Source organism: Chryseotalea sanaruensis (assembly GCF_003990915.1).
Classification (GTDB): domain Bacteria; phylum Bacteroidota; class Bacteroidia; order Cytophagales; family Cyclobacteriaceae; genus Chryseotalea; species Chryseotalea sanaruensis.
Genome location: NZ_BHXQ01000004.1, coordinates 155076 through 173049, shown reverse-complemented (window position 1 = coordinate 173049; position 17974 = coordinate 155076). Strand labels below are relative to the sequence as shown.

13 protein-coding genes are annotated in these 17974 nt (G+C 40.7%); 2 read left to right on the top strand and 11 right to left on the bottom strand.

Features of this window, described 5'->3' with window-relative positions; translation table 11 throughout:
* Window positions 1-97 precede the first annotated feature (97 nt).
* The gene (locus SanaruYs_RS11530; protein ID WP_127122714.1) at window positions 98-1015 is read right to left on the bottom strand and encodes a hypothetical protein; all 918 of its coding nucleotides are present in this window, start codon (window positions 1013-1015) and stop codon (window positions 98-100) included.
* Between the two features lie 293 nt (window positions 1016-1308).
* On the opposite strand from SanaruYs_RS11530, the gene SanaruYs_RS11525 reads away from it, so the two are divergent.
* Together SanaruYs_RS11525 and SanaruYs_RS11520 are read left to right on the top strand one after the other, a co-directional pair.
* Window positions 1309-2328, top strand: a complete 1020-nt coding sequence (locus SanaruYs_RS11525; RefSeq protein WP_127122713.1) for a hypothetical protein — start codon at window positions 1309-1311, stop codon at window positions 2326-2328.
* 249 nt (window positions 2329-2577) lie between these two features.
* A complete protein-coding gene (locus SanaruYs_RS11520; RefSeq protein WP_160118646.1) occupies window positions 2578-2880 on the top strand; it encodes a hypothetical protein in 303 nt (100 codons plus the stop codon).
* Window positions 2881-2940: 60 nt separating this feature from the next.
* Here SanaruYs_RS11520 and SanaruYs_RS11515 read toward each other — a convergent pair whose 3' ends face one another.
* From SanaruYs_RS11515 to panB, 10 genes are all read right to left on the bottom strand, one after another.
* Complete coding sequence (locus SanaruYs_RS11515; RefSeq protein ID WP_127122711.1) at window positions 2941-3801, bottom strand: SMP-30/gluconolactonase/LRE family protein; 861 nt, start codon at window positions 3799-3801, stop codon at window positions 2941-2943.
* 245 nt (window positions 3802-4046) lie between these two features.
* Window positions 4047-5516: a glycoside hydrolase family 30 protein gene (locus tag SanaruYs_RS11510; RefSeq protein ID WP_127122710.1), complete on the bottom strand. Its 1470-nt coding sequence runs from the start codon at window positions 5514-5516 to the stop codon at window positions 4047-4049.
* Between the two features lie 24 nt (window positions 5517-5540).
* Complete coding sequence (locus SanaruYs_RS11505) at window positions 5541-7004, bottom strand: glycoside hydrolase family 30 protein (protein ID WP_246011900.1); 1464 nt, start codon at window positions 7002-7004, stop codon at window positions 5541-5543.
* On the bottom strand, window positions 7004-8428 hold the full coding sequence (locus SanaruYs_RS11500) for a glycoside hydrolase family 30 protein (RefSeq protein ID WP_127122709.1): 1425 nt from the start codon (window positions 8426-8428) through the stop codon (window positions 7004-7006). The genes SanaruYs_RS11505 and SanaruYs_RS11500 overlap by 1 nt, the downstream gene beginning before the upstream one ends.
* Before the next feature lie 83 nt (window positions 8429-8511).
* Window positions 8512-10269 (bottom strand): SusE domain-containing protein, encoded by a 1758-nt coding sequence (locus SanaruYs_RS11495; RefSeq protein WP_127122708.1) that lies wholly within the window; start codon window positions 10267-10269, stop codon window positions 8512-8514.
* Between the two features lie 28 nt (window positions 10270-10297).
* Complete coding sequence (locus SanaruYs_RS11490; RefSeq protein ID WP_127122707.1) at window positions 10298-11782, bottom strand: RagB/SusD family nutrient uptake outer membrane protein; 1485 nt, start codon at window positions 11780-11782, stop codon at window positions 10298-10300.
* 15 nt (window positions 11783-11797) lie between these two features.
* Entirely contained in the window at window positions 11798-14725 is a 2928-nt protein-coding gene (locus SanaruYs_RS11485) for a SusC/RagA family TonB-linked outer membrane protein (RefSeq protein ID WP_127122706.1), read from the bottom strand.
* A 298-nt stretch (window positions 14726-15023) separates the two neighbouring features.
* The gene (locus SanaruYs_RS11480; protein ID WP_160118645.1) at window positions 15024-16904 is read right to left on the bottom strand and encodes a 7TM diverse intracellular signaling domain-containing protein; all 1881 of its coding nucleotides are present in this window, start codon (window positions 16902-16904) and stop codon (window positions 15024-15026) included.
* Between the two features lie 52 nt (window positions 16905-16956).
* Window positions 16957-17103, bottom strand: a complete 147-nt coding sequence (locus SanaruYs_RS20210; RefSeq protein ID WP_170177234.1) for a hypothetical protein — start codon at window positions 17101-17103, stop codon at window positions 16957-16959.
* Window position 17104: 1 nt separating this feature from the next.
* Window positions 17105-17926: a 3-methyl-2-oxobutanoate hydroxymethyltransferase gene (gene panB / locus SanaruYs_RS11475; RefSeq protein WP_127122704.1), complete on the bottom strand. Its 822-nt coding sequence runs from the start codon at window positions 17924-17926 to the stop codon at window positions 17105-17107.
* Between the last annotated feature and the right edge of the window lie 48 nt (window positions 17927-17974).

Below are 17974 nucleotides of genomic sequence, written 5' to 3'. Positions count from 1 at the left end.
TATTACTCTAGGAAAATACTTAACCAAAGTTAAGTGTTTCAAAGAATGCAGTGCTAATTCAATTTTAAAATAAAAAATAACAGCATGTTAATATTTTCTAATTATTACTACCGTCTACCCTGGCCCAAGCCAACAGCGTTACACCATCACAAATCTGTTTATTCACTCCCAACGAGGTGGTAAACTCATCATTAGGATTGTATTCATCGCTAATAATAAAATCATATGCACAAAGAAAAGCAGCCAGGCGAACATCTCTGTCCCATGTGGTTCGTTCGGCTGCTGACATATCGAAATAACTATTCATTAAATCATGATATGGTTTTCCTTCCCTGACTTTCTGAACTGCAGGTAACAGCAAACCAATCAATACAGCCTCTTGAGGACTTGCTGCAGCTAGCATTTCATCTATACCAGTATCAAGCACACTTGTACTTGCCGCTGTTGAAATGAGTTGCAACATTTTTTGGTAATTTATTTTTATCTCTTCATAATTCAAGGTGAAAGTTTCATTTGGCCTTGAGCTGGATGAACCACCAAAGGAGAAACTTTCGATAATCACTTGCTCTCCACCACCTCTTGCATTGATACTATCCAATACTTCTTTGGCAAAATTATCTATTGCACCACTACCCGGATTTGGCCCTGTGTAGCCCGAGGGAAATGGGAGTAGGTGTTTACGCATTTTTTGTGCGGCCCTATCGGATGTAGGAACAATTTTAAAAGAAGCAGGAAGTGTCGAGCTCGCTACAACCTCTCCATAAGCAGGCTGAGTTAATTCCAGCATGTGTTTTAAAAACAAATCTCTCTCCCCATACTGCGAACGTATCGTTTGTAAATCTTGAGCAGTAAGCATGATGCGTTCGTTCTCAAAAAAGTCATCCACCAGTGTAGCATTTTTATCGAATTGTTGTCGAATAAGGATACTGAAATTTTTTGGAGTAATTACTTCTAAAGCCTTTTTGCATGAACATACAAGTAGCAGGGATAAAATCAGCGCAGATGAAATTCTCATAACGTAAAAGTTTATTCAATATTCATTTAGTTGAATGAATATTGCAAGGCATCTAATACACATTGGGCTTTTTACAATATTTTATGAGCTGTTTGCAACGATAAAAAAGTAACGATCAAGAATTTAACTTAACTCCTGTGTCTACATTTGCATTCTAGGTATCAAAGTAAAAATATTTTAATCAAATGAAGTTCATTTGTATTGTCTGGAGTTCAAATCCATCTATTCCCTCACCTCAGGAATGATATTTGTCGTTATATAAAAAATGTATTGTAAAACTAAATCACAAAAAGATGAAACGCACATTCAGGTTATTATTTTATGCTTTGTTGATAGGATTAATGGGAGGGTGCAAAGATGATGACACCGTGCCGGCAGAAGCCACACTCGAGGCTTCCTCAGATCAACTTGTTAATGGAATATATAGGGGGGTAGTTGGCGCCACAGATAACAAGGGCAAATTAACAATTCACCTTGAAGGAATAGTACCAGCGGGAATAAAGTCTCTTGAGATTATTCGAAATTACAATAACGATGCAGGCCCGCAAACTTCAGTTGAGGGCATATACGAAGGGCTTGTTAATAAAAAAGAAATTGATTTGGATTTTGTTTATACGGTGCAAAGATTCGATATCGAAGCAGAGACAGAGCTTAAGGCAGTGGTTATTGACAACCGTGATCGCGAGGTGATTCTTAATCTTGCCCAAGTAGAAGCTTTTTGGCCACTCGACTTAACCAGTAATGTTACGCTTGATAGCGATACTGAAGAGGGTATTCAAAATTATGCGTATTATATGACTGTTCTAAATGCGGGAAATGAATTGGACGGTAAACCGAAGATTGATCCGCAAGCTACCAACGTTGTTTCCCTTGAATTGGATGGAATCTATAACAAAGTTCACCTGATATATGATTATGATATTGCATTAAAAGGAGTTGGGCTAGGTGCAGCACCAGTGGGTTCGTACTTATGTTCACCTTTTCAAGCTTCAACGAGTAACCCTGATCTGGTCACAGAGTTTACCGTGAAAAACCAAACGGTTCTTAAAATAATTACCTACTCTTCGCTTACAGACGCAGAAAAAGCACAATTGGAAAATATTGGTGTGAATGATGTGGCTTTACTAATGGGCTTGTACGATAATTATCAGCCTAGCGCCACAACCGAGCGTGTCACCTTCAATGGTGCACAAGGCGATGAGGCTTTCGTACTTTTCAAAACAAATCAGGGTAAGATTGGGTTGATTAAGGATTATGAAATCACCGAAGGCTCTGAAGCGTCTATAAAATTTGATTTTTGGATTATGTTGTAATCACTAATATTCATATAAAATGCTTTGTTCACCAAAGCATTTTATATATGACTACAAAGAATAGACATTGTAAGTAAGTGCAAACTTTAAAACATTCTTCAGCTATTATTATTTTAATAGAGATTAACTAACGGATTAACATTAATACCAAAGTTATTCTTATTAAACCACCCGATGAATCTGTTTGACACAATTGTTTACCCGATTACTGAAGCATCAGTAATCCCCGATGTGTAGGAGCCTGTATTTATGAGGATTTCAAACAATAGCCATTGTGATTTGAAAAACATTGAAATCAACTCTCCAGCGAATGGCCTCGTTCATTTTGGTATGCTCAAGTCAAAACAAAATTCCGGATATCAAAAACTTAAGGAGGCATACCCTATTATGGCTGTGACAGGCACAATAAGTGATAAAAAAATTGAATTTCTTCCTGATGATTACATTGGAGAGCAACTTCTTCAACCAGGAAAATACACTTATGAATTAAGCGTAATAGAGGTTGATAGTATAAAGTATTTTCGCTCAAAATTCGTTGTTGAGAAGAAATAAACTCGCCCTCTCCCAAGGATGTAACCTTACGAGAGGGCGAGTTAATTATTAGGACCCTGATTATTGAGAAACCTCGTAAGCCACTACTTTATTCTTAAAGAAAGTAGGCACTAACAATAATCTCTTCTCGGCAATGTATTCAATGTCTGCTGCATTAATGCTTTCTGCACTTGTGTCCAGCAATAAGCTGTTCTTCCACTCAGGACTAACATAAGTTACTTTACCCGTCCAGCTAGAAACAAGATATCCGCCTTCGCTTAGCGCTACAATACCATCACCTGCATCGATGCTATCTGTTTTTAAAGTTACTTGCTTGTTAACATCTATAGTGTTGAATACACCTGTTGCGAAAGAAACCATTTGTAAATCTGTGCCTTCACTTAATAAACCATTTACACCTGCAACACCCGATACATACTCAGATACTACACCGTTCTCTAATACAAGTATGTTACCTACATTAGAATCACTCACATAGACTTTACCATTTGCATCAATAGTTATGTCATTCAAGAATTGGGCACTGTCCACTACATAAGTATTGATAATATTGCCGGCAGCGATGTCAATTTCGTGAATGCGGTTAATATCAGAAACGAATAGCTTACCATTGTAAATGCCCATGCCTTTAGGAGCATCCATACCACTAACCCATTGTGCCTGAACAATTTTGCCATCCAGACCAAGTTTGGCAATAAATCCATTGCCGTCTTTGTCAGTAGGAGTTCCGTTGATATTGGAAACATAGAGCACCTCGTTTGCAGAATCATAAATAACGGATTCACAAGTTGTTAAAACTGTGTCTGTTTCCCATTTCAGGGTAAGTGAGGGAATTTTAATTTCTGCAGTTTCTTCTTTTTTAGATGGCTGGCACGCAGCAAAGGCGATAACAGCGACTAAGGCTAGGTATGTGTATTTCATGTTTTAAAATTTATTTTTTCAATTATGGAAACATGGAATCGCCTGAATTGTTCCGCATATGAGGTGCAAAGCACTTTAGTGGCGATTTCATGTTTTTACAAGTTTTTGCTTCTAAACACGAAGATAGCGTAAAATGTTTGCGTGTTGTTAATAAAATAAGCTGTCCGGAATATGCCGATACAGCTTATTTTTTGCCTGGATACTTCTTAAATCAGGCTATTGTTCTTTTTTAGCAGTATGATGAGTTATTTCAGCACAACTGTCGAGATCGAATGCGGCAAAACAGTAATCGCTGATACTTTACCATCAATTGACAAAAGGCATGAAATTTTCTTGGATGTTTTATTCATGGCTACAACAACCAGGCTATTGTCAGTATTTAAAAATGCTGTTGTTAACATTGAACTCCTGCTGGCTGATGTCTGCACACGTTTAGCACCCGGTCGTATAAATTTTGAGAAATGACCCAGGTAATAATATGCATTGGTGTAGATCAATTGTCCGTTTCTGGTATCGGCATGAATGGGTGCGAAACAAAAATTCTTAACATGGTTAGGCCCACCGGTTTCATCCAGTAAAATATTCCAGTCTGTCCAGGCTACCGTACCATTGTTAAAATCATTGATCATAGATTCACCATAGCGTTCACCCAATTTCCAGTTACTCGTGCTATCGATAGAGAATGGACAATTGCATCCTTCCGTAAAGAAAAGATTTTTCTCAGGCCAGGATTCACTAACCTTTCTGACATTATCAAACATTTGCTTACCACCAGCCCAATCTTCATACCAATGGAAACCCAATCCCCAAATGTATTTAGCAGCTTCAGGGTCGCTGAATAAAGTTTCTGCGCGCTGGTACATTAAATCGCGGTTGTGATCCCACGCAATAATTTTCTTGTCTGCAAGCCCTTCCTTCGCTAAGGTTGGGCCGAGAAAATTCTTGATAAAATCACGCTCATCTTCTGCTGAGAAGATGCAACTCTCCCAGGTTTGGTTGGCCATGGGTTCATTTTGCACAGTTAATCCCCAGATCGGTAAACCTTCTGCCTCGTAGGCCTTAATGAATTTAGCATAATAATTTGCCCATGACTGGTGGTACTCCGGTTTCAGTTTTCCTCCTCGCAACATGTTGTTGTTGTCTTTCATCCAGGCTGGCGGACTCCACGGGCTCACAAACAAGGTGAAACTACCTGCTTTTTCCTGTGCTTTCTTAAGCAGAGGTATGCGCATCTGTTTATCATGTGCAATATCAAATGAAGTCAGCTCAGCATCATTATCTTTTACATAGGTATAACTCTCGCTACTGAAATCGGAACTGTTGATGTGTGTACGACCCAGTGTGTAGCCAATGCCTGTCTCTGCATTGTAGTAGGCGTTAATAAACTCTTCCTGTTTATCGGCTGAAAGTTTAGCAAAAGTTTCTGCGGATGCATCTGTAATGGCACCTCCGATACCCAACATGGTTTGAAAGGTCTTTGAGGGATTAATGAAAATGGATACTTCCGTTTCTAAAGGTTGTGCATAATCATTGAAACTTAGTGTGTCTGTTATTGATAAGCGTAAATCAGCGGAGTCAGCGGTAGTATATTGATACGCTTCACGCATGTTTCCTATTTGAAAAGAAGTTTCTTTCTTTTCTTCTTTAGGAGATGAACAGTTTATCAATGCAAAAGAGGCAAACAGTAAAACCAGATAAATTGAAAAAGACTTCATTCTATACATATTAAAAAGTGTATGTTATAATTTCCAGGTGAGGGTAACGACAGACTTTGCAGGAATAGCGTAGGTAAACTGACCTGAACCCTGCTTTACCGCAAATGTTTTCATTGTATCATTGTTGTTGGCGACCACCATGGCAAGATTTCCATCTGTGTTAGCAAAAGCCACATAATCAACATTTGCTATATTTTCTGAAATGGTTGAAGCGATGCGTTTAGCACCTGTTTGAACAAATTTAGAAAAATGTCCGATGGTATAGTACTCAACATTACGCGTGATTGTTCCATCCGGTGCTATGGTGATGACGCCACGGCAATCGGAACATCCATTATTTTTAGGACCAAAGTTCGGATCAAGCGCCATGTTCCATAGCAATACATTCTTTGACCAATTCTTAGTAGTGCCTATAAAGATATTACTCATGCTCCATTGCAGGTTATCACTAAAATTCGTAGCCCACTCTCCTCCACTCACTTCCGTAAAGTATAAACCTTTATCAGGATGTGCATTACGCACGGTTGTCATGGCGGATACATTTCCGGCATAAGCGTGAAAAGCCGAGCCTGCTACATATTGCTTTGCTCCTGCATCATTCAATACACTAATGGCATAATTAGTATTATCCCAGTTATGGTCGTAGGCTATTATTTTTGTATTCAACGAGGCTGCCTGCAACGCAGGACCCAGATGATTTTTTACAAAATTGATTTGTTCAACAGCTTCCATGTGCATGCATGGGTATCCTGCTGTATAGTGTAAGGGCTCGTTTTGTGGAGTGATGGTTTCAATAGTAATACCTTCTGCTGCATAAGCCTGAATGTATTTTACAAAATAATCAGCGTATACTTCGTAGCAATCTTCTTTCAGTTTGTTGGCTTGCCCATTCACATACTTCATGCTGCCATTTGTTTTCATCCAGGCAGGTGCACTCCAGGGCGATCCCATAATGTGTATAACCGGATTCACCGCCACAACCTGTTTCATTACACTGATCACATCAGCATCTTTACTCAGTGAGAAATTTTGCAGACTAAAATCAGTTTCACCAGCAGGCATATCGTTGTAACTATAATCTTCCAATGAAAAATCTGATGCTCCTATTGTAAGCCGAACATAAGAAATACCAATTCCCGCACCTGGATCAAACAACTCTTGTAGTAAAGCATTGCGTCTGCTAGCCGATAAATTCTTGATCAGATAGGCTGATGAACCTGTCATGGCTGCGCCAAAGCCATCGATCTGCTGGTATGTTTGAGCAGGATCGATTGTAATTAAAGGCAGTGTAGTCGCTATTGGTTCTGTAATGGAAATGTCTCCTTCTTTGTTGAGCAATTTTGTTTTATCTCCTGTTGTTAACCATACACTTGCCTTACCTATTTCATCGGGGGATACAGGTGGACCAACCACAGGGCCGGATTCTTTATCACAAGCCTGCAGTAAGCTTAGTCCTGCCACAATTAAATAACATAATTTCTTCATCATCATTCCCAGGTATAGGTAGCCACAGCGCCTGCGGGTATCGCTACTATTAAATTTTTATTGTTGGATTTGACTGCAAATTTCTTTTCTACACTTGCTTCGTTCACTACGATCAGCACTGTTTTACCTTCTGGGGTAACAAAGGCTACGTTGTGTAAGCTGTCAGGTTCGTTGCTTGCAACCCTTACAGAACCTGGTCTTACAAACTTCGATGCCTGTGCTATAATGTAGTATGAAACGTTGCGTGCTATGCTGTCACCAATGGTTAGCGCACCCTGACACATGGTGCAACCGCCATCATCGGTATGCGGATTAAATTGCGGATCTGCTGCCAGATTCCATTCCAACACATTGCGCGACCAATTGCGTGTAGCGCCAACAATTAATTCTCTGGTGTGCCACATTAAATCTCCATCAAAGGTACCTTCTGGTGAAGTCCATTGTTCTGTAAAATAGACATGTTTGTCAGGATGAGCGTCATGCACTTTTGATAATGCTTCAATTTCACCCAGGTATAAATGGAACGCTGAACCGTCAACGTATTTTTTGGCGTCTGCATCATTGAGTATTTCAATCGGATATTCAGGATGATCGCAGTTGTGATCGAACACAATAATTTTTGTTTTGATTCCTGCTTTTTCAAAAGCAGGTCCAAGATGTAATTTTACAAAGTCTGCCTGCTCCCGAGCCGTCATTACCATGCTGGGTTTATTCTTGGGATTTTCCGGTTCATTTTGAATGGTGATGGCATCCAGTGTAATACCGTGTGCAGCCATGCCCGTAATGTACTTTACAAAATAATCTGCGTATGCTGCATAATATTCAGTTTTGAGATTTCCACCTTTAGGACTGTTGTTGTCTTTCATCCAAACAGGTGCGCTCCAGGGGCTGCCCATGATTTTGATGTCGGGCGCGAGTTGAATAATTTCTTTCAGGATTGGAATAAGATGTTTCTCATCTTCCGCCAGCGTGAAAGCTGTTAATGCTTTATCTGTTTTACCAGCAGGCAAATCGTTATAAGAAAAAACATGGTCATCCAGATCAGAAGCACCAATACTGATACGCAGGTAGCTGATCCCAATATTATTACCGTCAGACAGAAATAGTTCCTTCAACAGAGCCGCACGTGTTGCTGCATCGAGTTTTGTATGGAGCAGATAGGCGCTTCCTCCTGTTAAGGAGTAACCAAAACCATCTATGGTCTGGTATTGCTGTGCTTCGTTAATTATAATTTTGGGTAATATAGTTGTATCGCCACTTACTTCTCCAATATCAATCTTCGCCAGTAAACTTTTTTTATCTACCGTGGTAATCCACTGTTCTACACCATCTGCTTTTATTGTTACCTCCTTACTTTTTTGCCGGCAAGCAAAAAGTACTACTCCTAAAGCTATCGCAAGTAGTTGCCCATAAAAATTAATTTTCATGCTGTTGTCGTTAAAAACATCAGGAGCAGGAAGTCTGCCCCTGATGATTACCTGTACTAAACTTAAACTATTAAACTAAAAAACTACTGCTTTACAAATGTGTATTCACAAGAGGTAAAATCATCCGTTACAACAATGCTTGCATTGTATGTTCCGTTGGATACAATTCCTGTAAAGTTTGCGCCACCATTCGTCATTGTTCCAGATAGTGCCGTACCATCTGTACCAAACTGCACTTCCCATGGAGAATTAAACTTCGAGAGAAAGCCTGCTGAAAGTGCTCCGCTTACTTTAAAAGTATACGGATGCTCATAGGTCATCAATAATTCCTGACGAGCATCCCAGCCTCCCTCTACATCAGCCCAATGGAATAGTTTCATGTTGTAATATTTCCAGGCCAGTCTCCCGGTTTCAAAATTTACGCTTAGCTGATAAAGCTGATCGCGTGCGACAGCCATTTCACCATCATTCACTTCTCCGTAGTTTGTACCAGAGCCATCACTGGCTGAGTTGATGGTATACGTTTTACTTGCCTGCAGTGCCCAGAATTTTACTGAGTTAAATGTGTTAGCATCTTTTTCAAATGTTCCAACCATTACTCCATCGGCCAGCAAGTATAATTCATTTGGTACGTTATACTCACCAAACACAAAATTGCCGCTCACCGCATCTCCATTGGGATTAGCAGTTTCACCAATGATGGTGGGTGTAGGTTCAGGCTCGCCTTGTTTCTCAAGTAAATAGGTGTACGCATCTGCAGCCAGGTTGAGTGTTACCTTATAAGTTCCTATTTCAGGGCCGGGTACGTCTTCAAATACCTTACCCATTCCAGCGGCCTCTGATTCCATCACAAGATTTCCTCTAGTGTTGTTTGCATTACCACTGTTTACAATCCGTTTCAGCAAATAGCCCCAGTCTCCATTGGCGCGGAAAATGCAGCCCGCACTTGCATATGGCTTATAAAATTCAATGGTTGTTGTCCACACACTATTACCCTGGTAAGTTAAGGGAACGTCTCCTCCCCAACCGCCTTCAACGGCATCACCTACCAAACTCCAGCGATCAATCTTTAATAACGAATAGGTGTTGCTATTTAAATTAACAGTAATACGATATTGACCTGTTTCAGGTGCAGTAATGCCTGCACCACAACCCTCCAGAGTACCTTCTTCGCCACCAAATAATTTTGAAGTTGTATTCCTTTCATCACGGAAGAAATAAGTTTTACCAGCTGTTAGTGTTGTATAAACATCAAAAATATTGGTCACGTTACCTTCAGCATCTTTATGGGCGCGCATGGGTGTTGCCGCTGCCACATCGTCACCTGCTTCGGTTGCCGCACCGGTAATGAACATTGTCTCGGGCATGTAGTCATTTTGAAAACGCTTAATACTAAAGGCTTGTTTTGCAGTAGTTGTTTTGTCGATTGACTTCGCCACTACTACCCACTCAAGATCCACTTCAGCACCTGCCGGATAACAACGTGTCCACAAAATGTAATCAAGCTGCTGGGCTGTCATCTCTACGAATGCATTTTTTCCGGAATTTCCTGGTGTTAATGTCAACAAGGCATTTTCAAGACCAGTACTGCCTGCTGTTACTACATATACTGTGTACTGAACAATAAAGCGACTGCTGGCAGATGCCGGTTGCCATTCGAAACGAACTGCCGCTGCCGGTAAATTATCTTCCAATACTACATTAGCGTTAACAGCGGGTGTAGTAGGTACGGGCGTTGACAATTCCCAATTGCCAACGGGATCCATATTGCTTTCTTCACCACAGGACAAAACAATGCCTGCCAGTAGGATGAAGCTGAAAATCTTTTGTATTGTTTTCATGTGATCTGTCTTTTAATAATCTCAATCTTTAGTTACCATAACCATCATTCTGACCCAGGTTAGGATTACGATTACGCTCTGACTGAGGTATAGGTAATAATTGCTTATCCGCATTCATGTTGTAAACTTTAGCACTTCCTGTGCGCAAGTCTATTTCATTCAGACTATTCATTACTGCTACAGCTCTATTATAGCGCTTCAGGTCGTTCCATCTTTGTCCTTCCTGAGCAAGCTCCAGTCTCCGTTCATTTTCAATGGCCAATTGCATTTGAGTTTTATTTGTGGCTGGGGTAGGTGTAAGACCAACACGGTCGCGCACAAAATCAATTTCCGTACGGGCTTCTTCCAGACGATCAAGCTCGTTCAGTGCTTCAGCTTTTAATAAAATAATATCTGCTAAGCGAAGAATATACTGACGATTAGTACTTGCCCAACCATTCGCTGATTTCCACTTGTAAGCAAAAGGTACATTACCATTTACCGCTACTGACCAGAATTCATCTGACCAAGGAGCCTGTTCAAAAAGAATGGTAGCATCCTTACGTACATCATCGCCTTCGGTATCATAAGCATCTACTAAATTGTGTGAGGGTGTAATGAATTTTCTCCAGGAGTCTCCGGAGATTGATGGCGGTAATAACAACTGAGGACCAAAGTTAGCTTCTGGTGCACCTGTAAATTGTATTTCCAGAATTGACTCTGCATTGTTGTAGTGATTACCATCAAACAAGTGTGTAAAATCTGTAAGTAGGGTATAACCAGCCGGACTAGTAATTACTGCATTACAATATTCCAATACTTCATTGTAATCACGGTCGGGTTTTTGTGCATGGACCTTTGCCAACATGGCATTGGCAGCACCTTTTGTTGCACGTGCTTTATTTACAGATGCATCTGCACCATAAGTGTCAGGCAGGTGTGCTGCTGCGTATTCAAGATCTGCAATAATTTGTGCGTACACTTGTTCAACAGAACTGCGAGGTAATTGCACTTCTGCTGGTTCCGTAGAAGAAACAGGGCTTGTAATAAGGGGCACTCCTCCCCACAGTGTTACCAACTGATAATAATGATAAGCGCGTAAGAAGGAAGCTTCACCGAGAATTTGTTCTCTCCTGCCACCAATATCAAGTTTAGGATCAGTAATGGCTGGTACCTTTGCCAATACTACATTGGCTTTGGCAATGCCATTGTAGAGCTGACTCCAGTTGGTAAATAAACGACCATTGGTTGGTGTTAGTGTTAAATCTTCCGCAGCAAAAACTTCGGGGTTATCACCACCGGCATAATGATTGTCGGAGATTACATCGCTGAAAATAATGTTATCCCAGATGTAATACTCTTGTTGAAAAGTATCGTATGCTCCAATCAATGCTGCTTCTGCATCGCTGGCTGTTTTATAGGCATTACCTACTGTTGATTGCGAAATAGGAACTTTGTCCAGAAAATCTTCGCAAGCGGTAAATGCAACAGCCATTGCTGTCAGCATTAAATATTTTTTGAAATTCAGTTTCATAGTCTTCGTGCTGTTTTAGAATGTAACATTCAAACCAAGAATGAGATTGCGTGTTTGCGGATAGGTTCCATAATCCACTCCAAGCGCAGTGTTGTTGCCACCAAAGGCATTCACCTCTGGATCGTAGCCTTTATAGTTTGTAAAAGTGAAGAGGTTCTCTCCGGTTGCGTATACTTTTACTGATCCTAAATTAATCCGTGACAAGATTGATTGAGGCACATTATAGCTAAGTGTTAATGCTTTCACGCGCAGGTATGAACCATCTTCTACAAAGCGGGTAGAAGCACGCGAATTATTTGTGTTACCAAATATAGCACGCGGAATATCTGTAATGTCGCCTGGTTGTCTCCATCGGTTGTTAACAACAGCGGATTGATTTTTTACATCAATCATACCCTCCGTTTCAACACGTGTTGCATTGAAGATATCGTTGCCCTGAGTGCCTTGCAGAAATACACTGAAGTTGAAGTTTTTATAACTCAGTGTGTTAGTCATACCGTAAATGAAATCCGGATTGGGATTACCGATGAATGTACGATCAGTTGTTGCCGGTGTAAAAGTGCTCTCTCCATCCGCATCAATGTAGTACACATTACCTGTTGTAGGATCTACACCACCTGCAATATATCCGAAGAACAGACCAAGCGGTTTACCTTCGGTTGATAAACTCACTTCTCCACGCCCGGCAACACCACCACTGTAGATGTCCTGATCATTGATATCGATAATTTTATTGCGGTTGAACGAGATGTTAAAATCTGTTTCCCACTTCAATGCGCCAACTAAATTTTGAGATGTTACCATAAATTCCAGACCGCGGTTTTCCATCTTGCTCACATTCTGAATGCCACTATCAAAACCAGTTGATCTTGGGATTGGCAGGTAGAACAGTAGATCATATGTGTTTTTCAAATAAGCTTCCGCTGTGATTACTACACGCGAGTTAAGTACAGCCACATCTAAACCAATGTTGGTCTGTTGCGTTTCTTCCCACTTCAAATCAGCATTTTCAATAGAGGATTGATAATTACCCGGTTGAATCACACCGCCAATAGGATAATTCGCTCCTGCAGAAACTGCACCAACCCAGGGGTACGCATTGTTACCAACTTCATTACCTACAATACCCCAACCCAAACGAAGTTTCAGATCGTCCACAAAGGTGATCGCATTCATGAAGCTTTCTTCAGACAAGCGCCAGCCTAAGGAGAATGAAGGGAAATAACCCCAGCGATTGCTTGGCCCGAAAGTAGAAGACGCATCTGCACGGAAATTTGCGGTTAACAAATATTTATCGTTGTAGTCGTATGTTACGCGACCCATGAAAGAAGCATTACTTTTTTCGCGTTTATTGTTGTTGGCAGCAACAATGATGGAGCCTGCATTTGTAGTCGGCACAGCATTACCTGAGAAACCATTTGTTTCTATATAGCTGTCTGCCCAGCGTGTTTCCTGCAATACAGAACCCAGCATTGCGGAAACTTTGTGTATATCGGCAAATGATTTTTGATAAGTGAGTGTATTGTCGATAATGTAGTAGTTGGAAATGCTTGTGCTATTTTGAGCGATACCATTTTTTGCACGACCATATCCGGTGCGGAATGGATCGAGAAAATAATCGTAGATGCCATTGGAATAGTCTATACCAACATTGCTTCTGAATTTTAAATCTTTCAACACATTCACTTCGGCATATAAGCTACCCAGCACTCGACTGTTGTTATAACCACGATCTGATCCATCAGTAGATGAAACAGGATTTTCCCAGTCCTGAAATGGATTACGGGTAAATGTTCCATCTGCATTGTAAATGCCAATGTTGGAAGGTGTTGATAGCATGCCCAGAATTACACCACCCTGGTTGATGGCCTGGTTATCTGAAACATCTACATCATGGTAGCGCATGTAGCTGATATTGGTACCGATCGTTAACCAGTTATTTACTTTTTGTTCAAGGTTGGTTTTAAAATTATAACGATCCATTTCTGAACTGCGTATGGCACCAATTTGCTGCATCCAGCCTGCTGAAATGTAATAGCTGGTATTATCATTCTTACCAGATAATGATAGCTGATAGTTTTGCGAGCGGCCATTCTGGAATATTTCATTTTGCCAATCCGTATTGGCTGTGTATTGGCTCCAATCTGTTGACTGGCCAAGTTCAGTCATCAGGTCGCGATACTGTTCACTGTTCAATACTTTGAGTTTTCTCCATGCACTGGTAAAACCTGTGTAGGCATTAAACTCAAAACGTGGTGTTCCCGATTTTCCTTTACGTGTTGTTATCAATACCACACCATTGGCACCCTGAGCTCCATAAATGGCAGCTGAAGATGCATCCTTCAAAATGGTGAAGCTTTCAATGTCAGATGGATTGATGCTACGTGTATCGGTAATCGGAATTCCATCTACTACATAAAGTGGTTCGCTGTTACCATTGATAGAGTTAGTTCCGCGTATACGAATGTTAAAACCAGCAGAAGGTTTCCCGCTGGATGAGAGTATCTGTACTCCTGAGGTTTTTCCCTGAATAAGGTTTCCAAACTGTGAATTCGGTCGCGACTCCAGGGCCTCGCTATTCACAACCGATACAGCACCGGTAATGTCTTTCTTCTCCTGCACCCCGTAACCCACCACTATAATTTGTTCAAGTGTAGTTACGTCTTCCTCCATGGTTACGTCAAGTGTGGTTCGCCCATCTGTATTTAGTTCTACTGTTTTATAGCCAATGAAACTGAATACAAGTGTAGCATTGCCTGTGGCAATTTTATAATTGCCATTCGCGTCTGTCATCGTTCCCACATTCGTGCCTTTCACCAGCACGTTTACTCCGGGCAACGCCTCGCCTGTGGCGGTAGCCACACGTCCGGAAAGCACTACATCCTGCGCCTTAACGGCATGACAGGCCAGCAGTACCAGCAAAAACTGTAAAAATTTCTTCATAGGTAAGTGTTAGTTTATTCTATATCCAAAGCTAGAATGTATTCGTCAAATCACATTGTAACTACCTGATAAGTAGTATGTTGTAAATAATGATACGGTTCAGTCGCAGGTGAAAAAGGCTGTTTTATAAGAAATTGGGGTGTTAGTGCCTGTACGGCAGAAATCGATTGATACGCCAGCTTTTTTGCAAACGGTTTCGAAGAGTGATTTATAAGCTGTTGGAAATCAGAATTGTAAGTTATAAAACCCTGTTTTGAAAAAATTTCAACTATTTTTCAATCGTTTGAAAAACAGAAACTTACGCAGAGACTTCTTCCATTAAAAGCAATGAATCCCAGCCTTCATGGTGGCCGAAGGGGGAAATCCTGCGCCTTTCTTTCATCGCTTTTTTGATTTTGTTGCTGTAAGCCCAGCAAGTACTTTGGCGGATATGCAGGAGTTCTGAAAGCTTATGTGATGAGATGCTACCCTTGGACGAGTACACCAGAAAAATCATATAGAAAGCTTTGTTAATAGGCAAACGAGTGTTCTGTAAAAGTGTGTAAGCTGTAACAGACTCCTCATAACCACAACGCGTGCATCTTCTGGCATAAAGACTTTTGCCTTCACTGTAAGCTGTATGAGTACATTTCCGGCAACTGAAATGATTATGCCATTTACGTTCTGCCAGAAATTTCAGGCAGCTGGCATCGTCAGGATACATGGCACTGAATTCCTCGAAATCCACATCTTTAGAAAGTATACGAGCTTCCTTTACTTCTGCCACATCATGTTTCAGTTTGTCATTATCGCGTTCGAGCAGGGCATTCATGGCAGCGATCTCAGCTGATTGCTGCTCTAATAGTTTATTCGCATCCTCAAGGGCTTCTTTCTGATGTTCGATATGAGCTGTTTTTATTTTTACCTGCATTTCCAATTCCTGATTCAGGTTGTCCTTCAGGCGTTGGTTTTCATGCAATTGTTCAATCGTTCTCTCTTGTGCCACCTCTTTGTCAATTCGAAGCAGTCTGATTTTATCACTAATAGCAAAAGACAAGAAGAGCATCTCCATTACAAAACCAAAACTGAGACTGTAATGCGAAAGTTGCCCAAAGGGCATCCAGGTGAAATTGAAATACAAGGATACTTTGCTGATAGCACCATAAAATAAAAACGCATAAGCTATCACAAGAAACCGGGCTGCTTTATAGCCTTTCTTCCACCGATAAATACCTGCAAACAGGGCGGCAGAAAATGGTATAATTTCAATAAACCTAAAGGAGAACCATGAAGTAAATACAAGCACACTCAAGGCCAGAAAAACAGTTCGTACTACAAATACAAACATGAGTAGTTGGTAAAGCCAGCGCTCATCTTTTTTTAGGTTTAATACCGATGAGGCAAAGAGTAATGCTGCGGATGATGCAAGGTATAAGGTGAAGCCTGGAGCATATTGGTTCCATTCAACTGCCCGGGGCCATAAGTATTGAAAGCCTATGCCGTCAGCACTCATTTCGTACAAGCCAATTCCTATCAGGTATAGGATATAAAAAATATAATGACTCTCTCGTACGGCAAAGTACATTAAGAGATTATAGAAAATGAATACAAGGATCATCCCGTAAAAAATACCGAAGAAGAAGTATTCATCCATCGCATATTCGAGCAGATAATCGGCTGAGCGAAGTACTACTATGACGTCAGCTTGTTGCTGCGACTGTACCCTAAAGTAATACGTGATGGCATCATTGCGGTTATTATCAATCGGAAAGACAAAATTTTTGTGGCGAAGCATTCGTTTGGTGAACTCAAACTGATCGCCTTGCTCAATGTGCTGATACCCTCCTTTTCCGTTGGGTATATATAAATCAATTTTGTCTATGGTTTGATCAAAGAACTCCAGTACCCATAGTTTTTTTGATGATGCATTGTGTTGAATGCGGATGCGATGCCAATAAGCCGATGTGGGATTTACATTCTTTGGATTAAAATTCGTGGTAGAGAAAGTAAACTCACTTTGGTGATGTGAGAGGATATCCTCAAGTGTGAGTTTTGCTGTAGGATCTTCCAGGTATTCAATTTCATGAAAGGTAAAAATATGTTGACCAACAGCGTCATTAATTGTATAAGCTGGCTGCGCCACTATCGCCAGTGGTAATGCTATACTTAGAATAAAAGCTAAAAAATATCTTGCGGTCACGTTTGTGAATTGAAAACCTGACAAAATAACGAACAGAGACAATTAATGAGACTCAATCAAGTACATTGGTGGTTACCCAGTATTTGTAAGCCACCAACACTTTCTGTGCTTTCGATAAGTTATTCAAATCCATTTTGCCAAGGCGTGGCAAAAAAAGTCTATTAAATCTTGCGAGTGCTTTAAAGAGTATCTTTTTCATTTCAATACATCTCTTCTTTATTCGGAAACGATTTGTTCTTCACATCGTCAACGTACTGGCTAACGGCATTTGTTGTAATGGTAGCCAGGTCTGCATACCTTCTTAAAAAGCGGGGCTTAAACTCTTGTGTAATGCCTAGCATATCCTGCATAACCAATACCTGACCATCCACATCAGGTCCAGCACCAATTCCGATTACAGGAATGTGTAAACTGCCTGCAACTTGCTTAGCAAGTGTTGCCGGAATTTTTTCTAATACTAATGCAAAGCAACCACACTCTTGTAGAAGTTTGGCGTCTTCCATTAATTTATTAGCCTCTGCTTCTTCTTTGGCACGCACTGAATATGTGCCAAATTTATAAATAGACTGAGGTGTTAAGCCCAGGTGCCCCATTACCGGTATACCTGCTGTGAGAATGCGTTGAACAGAATCTTTTACTTCACTACCACCCTCAAGTTTAACGGCATGCCCACCTGACTCCTTCATAATGCGGATAGAAGAACGTAACGCTTCGCCTGAACTACCCTGGTAAGAGCCAAAAGGCAAATCAACCACCACCAGCGCACGCTGTACAGCCTTTACTACAGAGCTAGCATGGTAAATCATTTGATCGAGTGTAATGGGCAAAGTTGTTTCATTACCCGCCATAACGTTAGAAGCAGAATCACCAACTAAAATAATGTCTATTCCTGAAGCATCGATTAGTTTTGCCATACTGTAGTCATAGGCAGTGAGCATTGCTATCTTCTCTCCCCTGTTCTTCATTTCCTGAAGCTGGTGAGTAGTTATTTTCTTTACATCTTGCTTTTTGTGGATGGACATATTTCAAATTCAAAAATTCCAAATTTCAAATTCAAAATTTGTCGATTA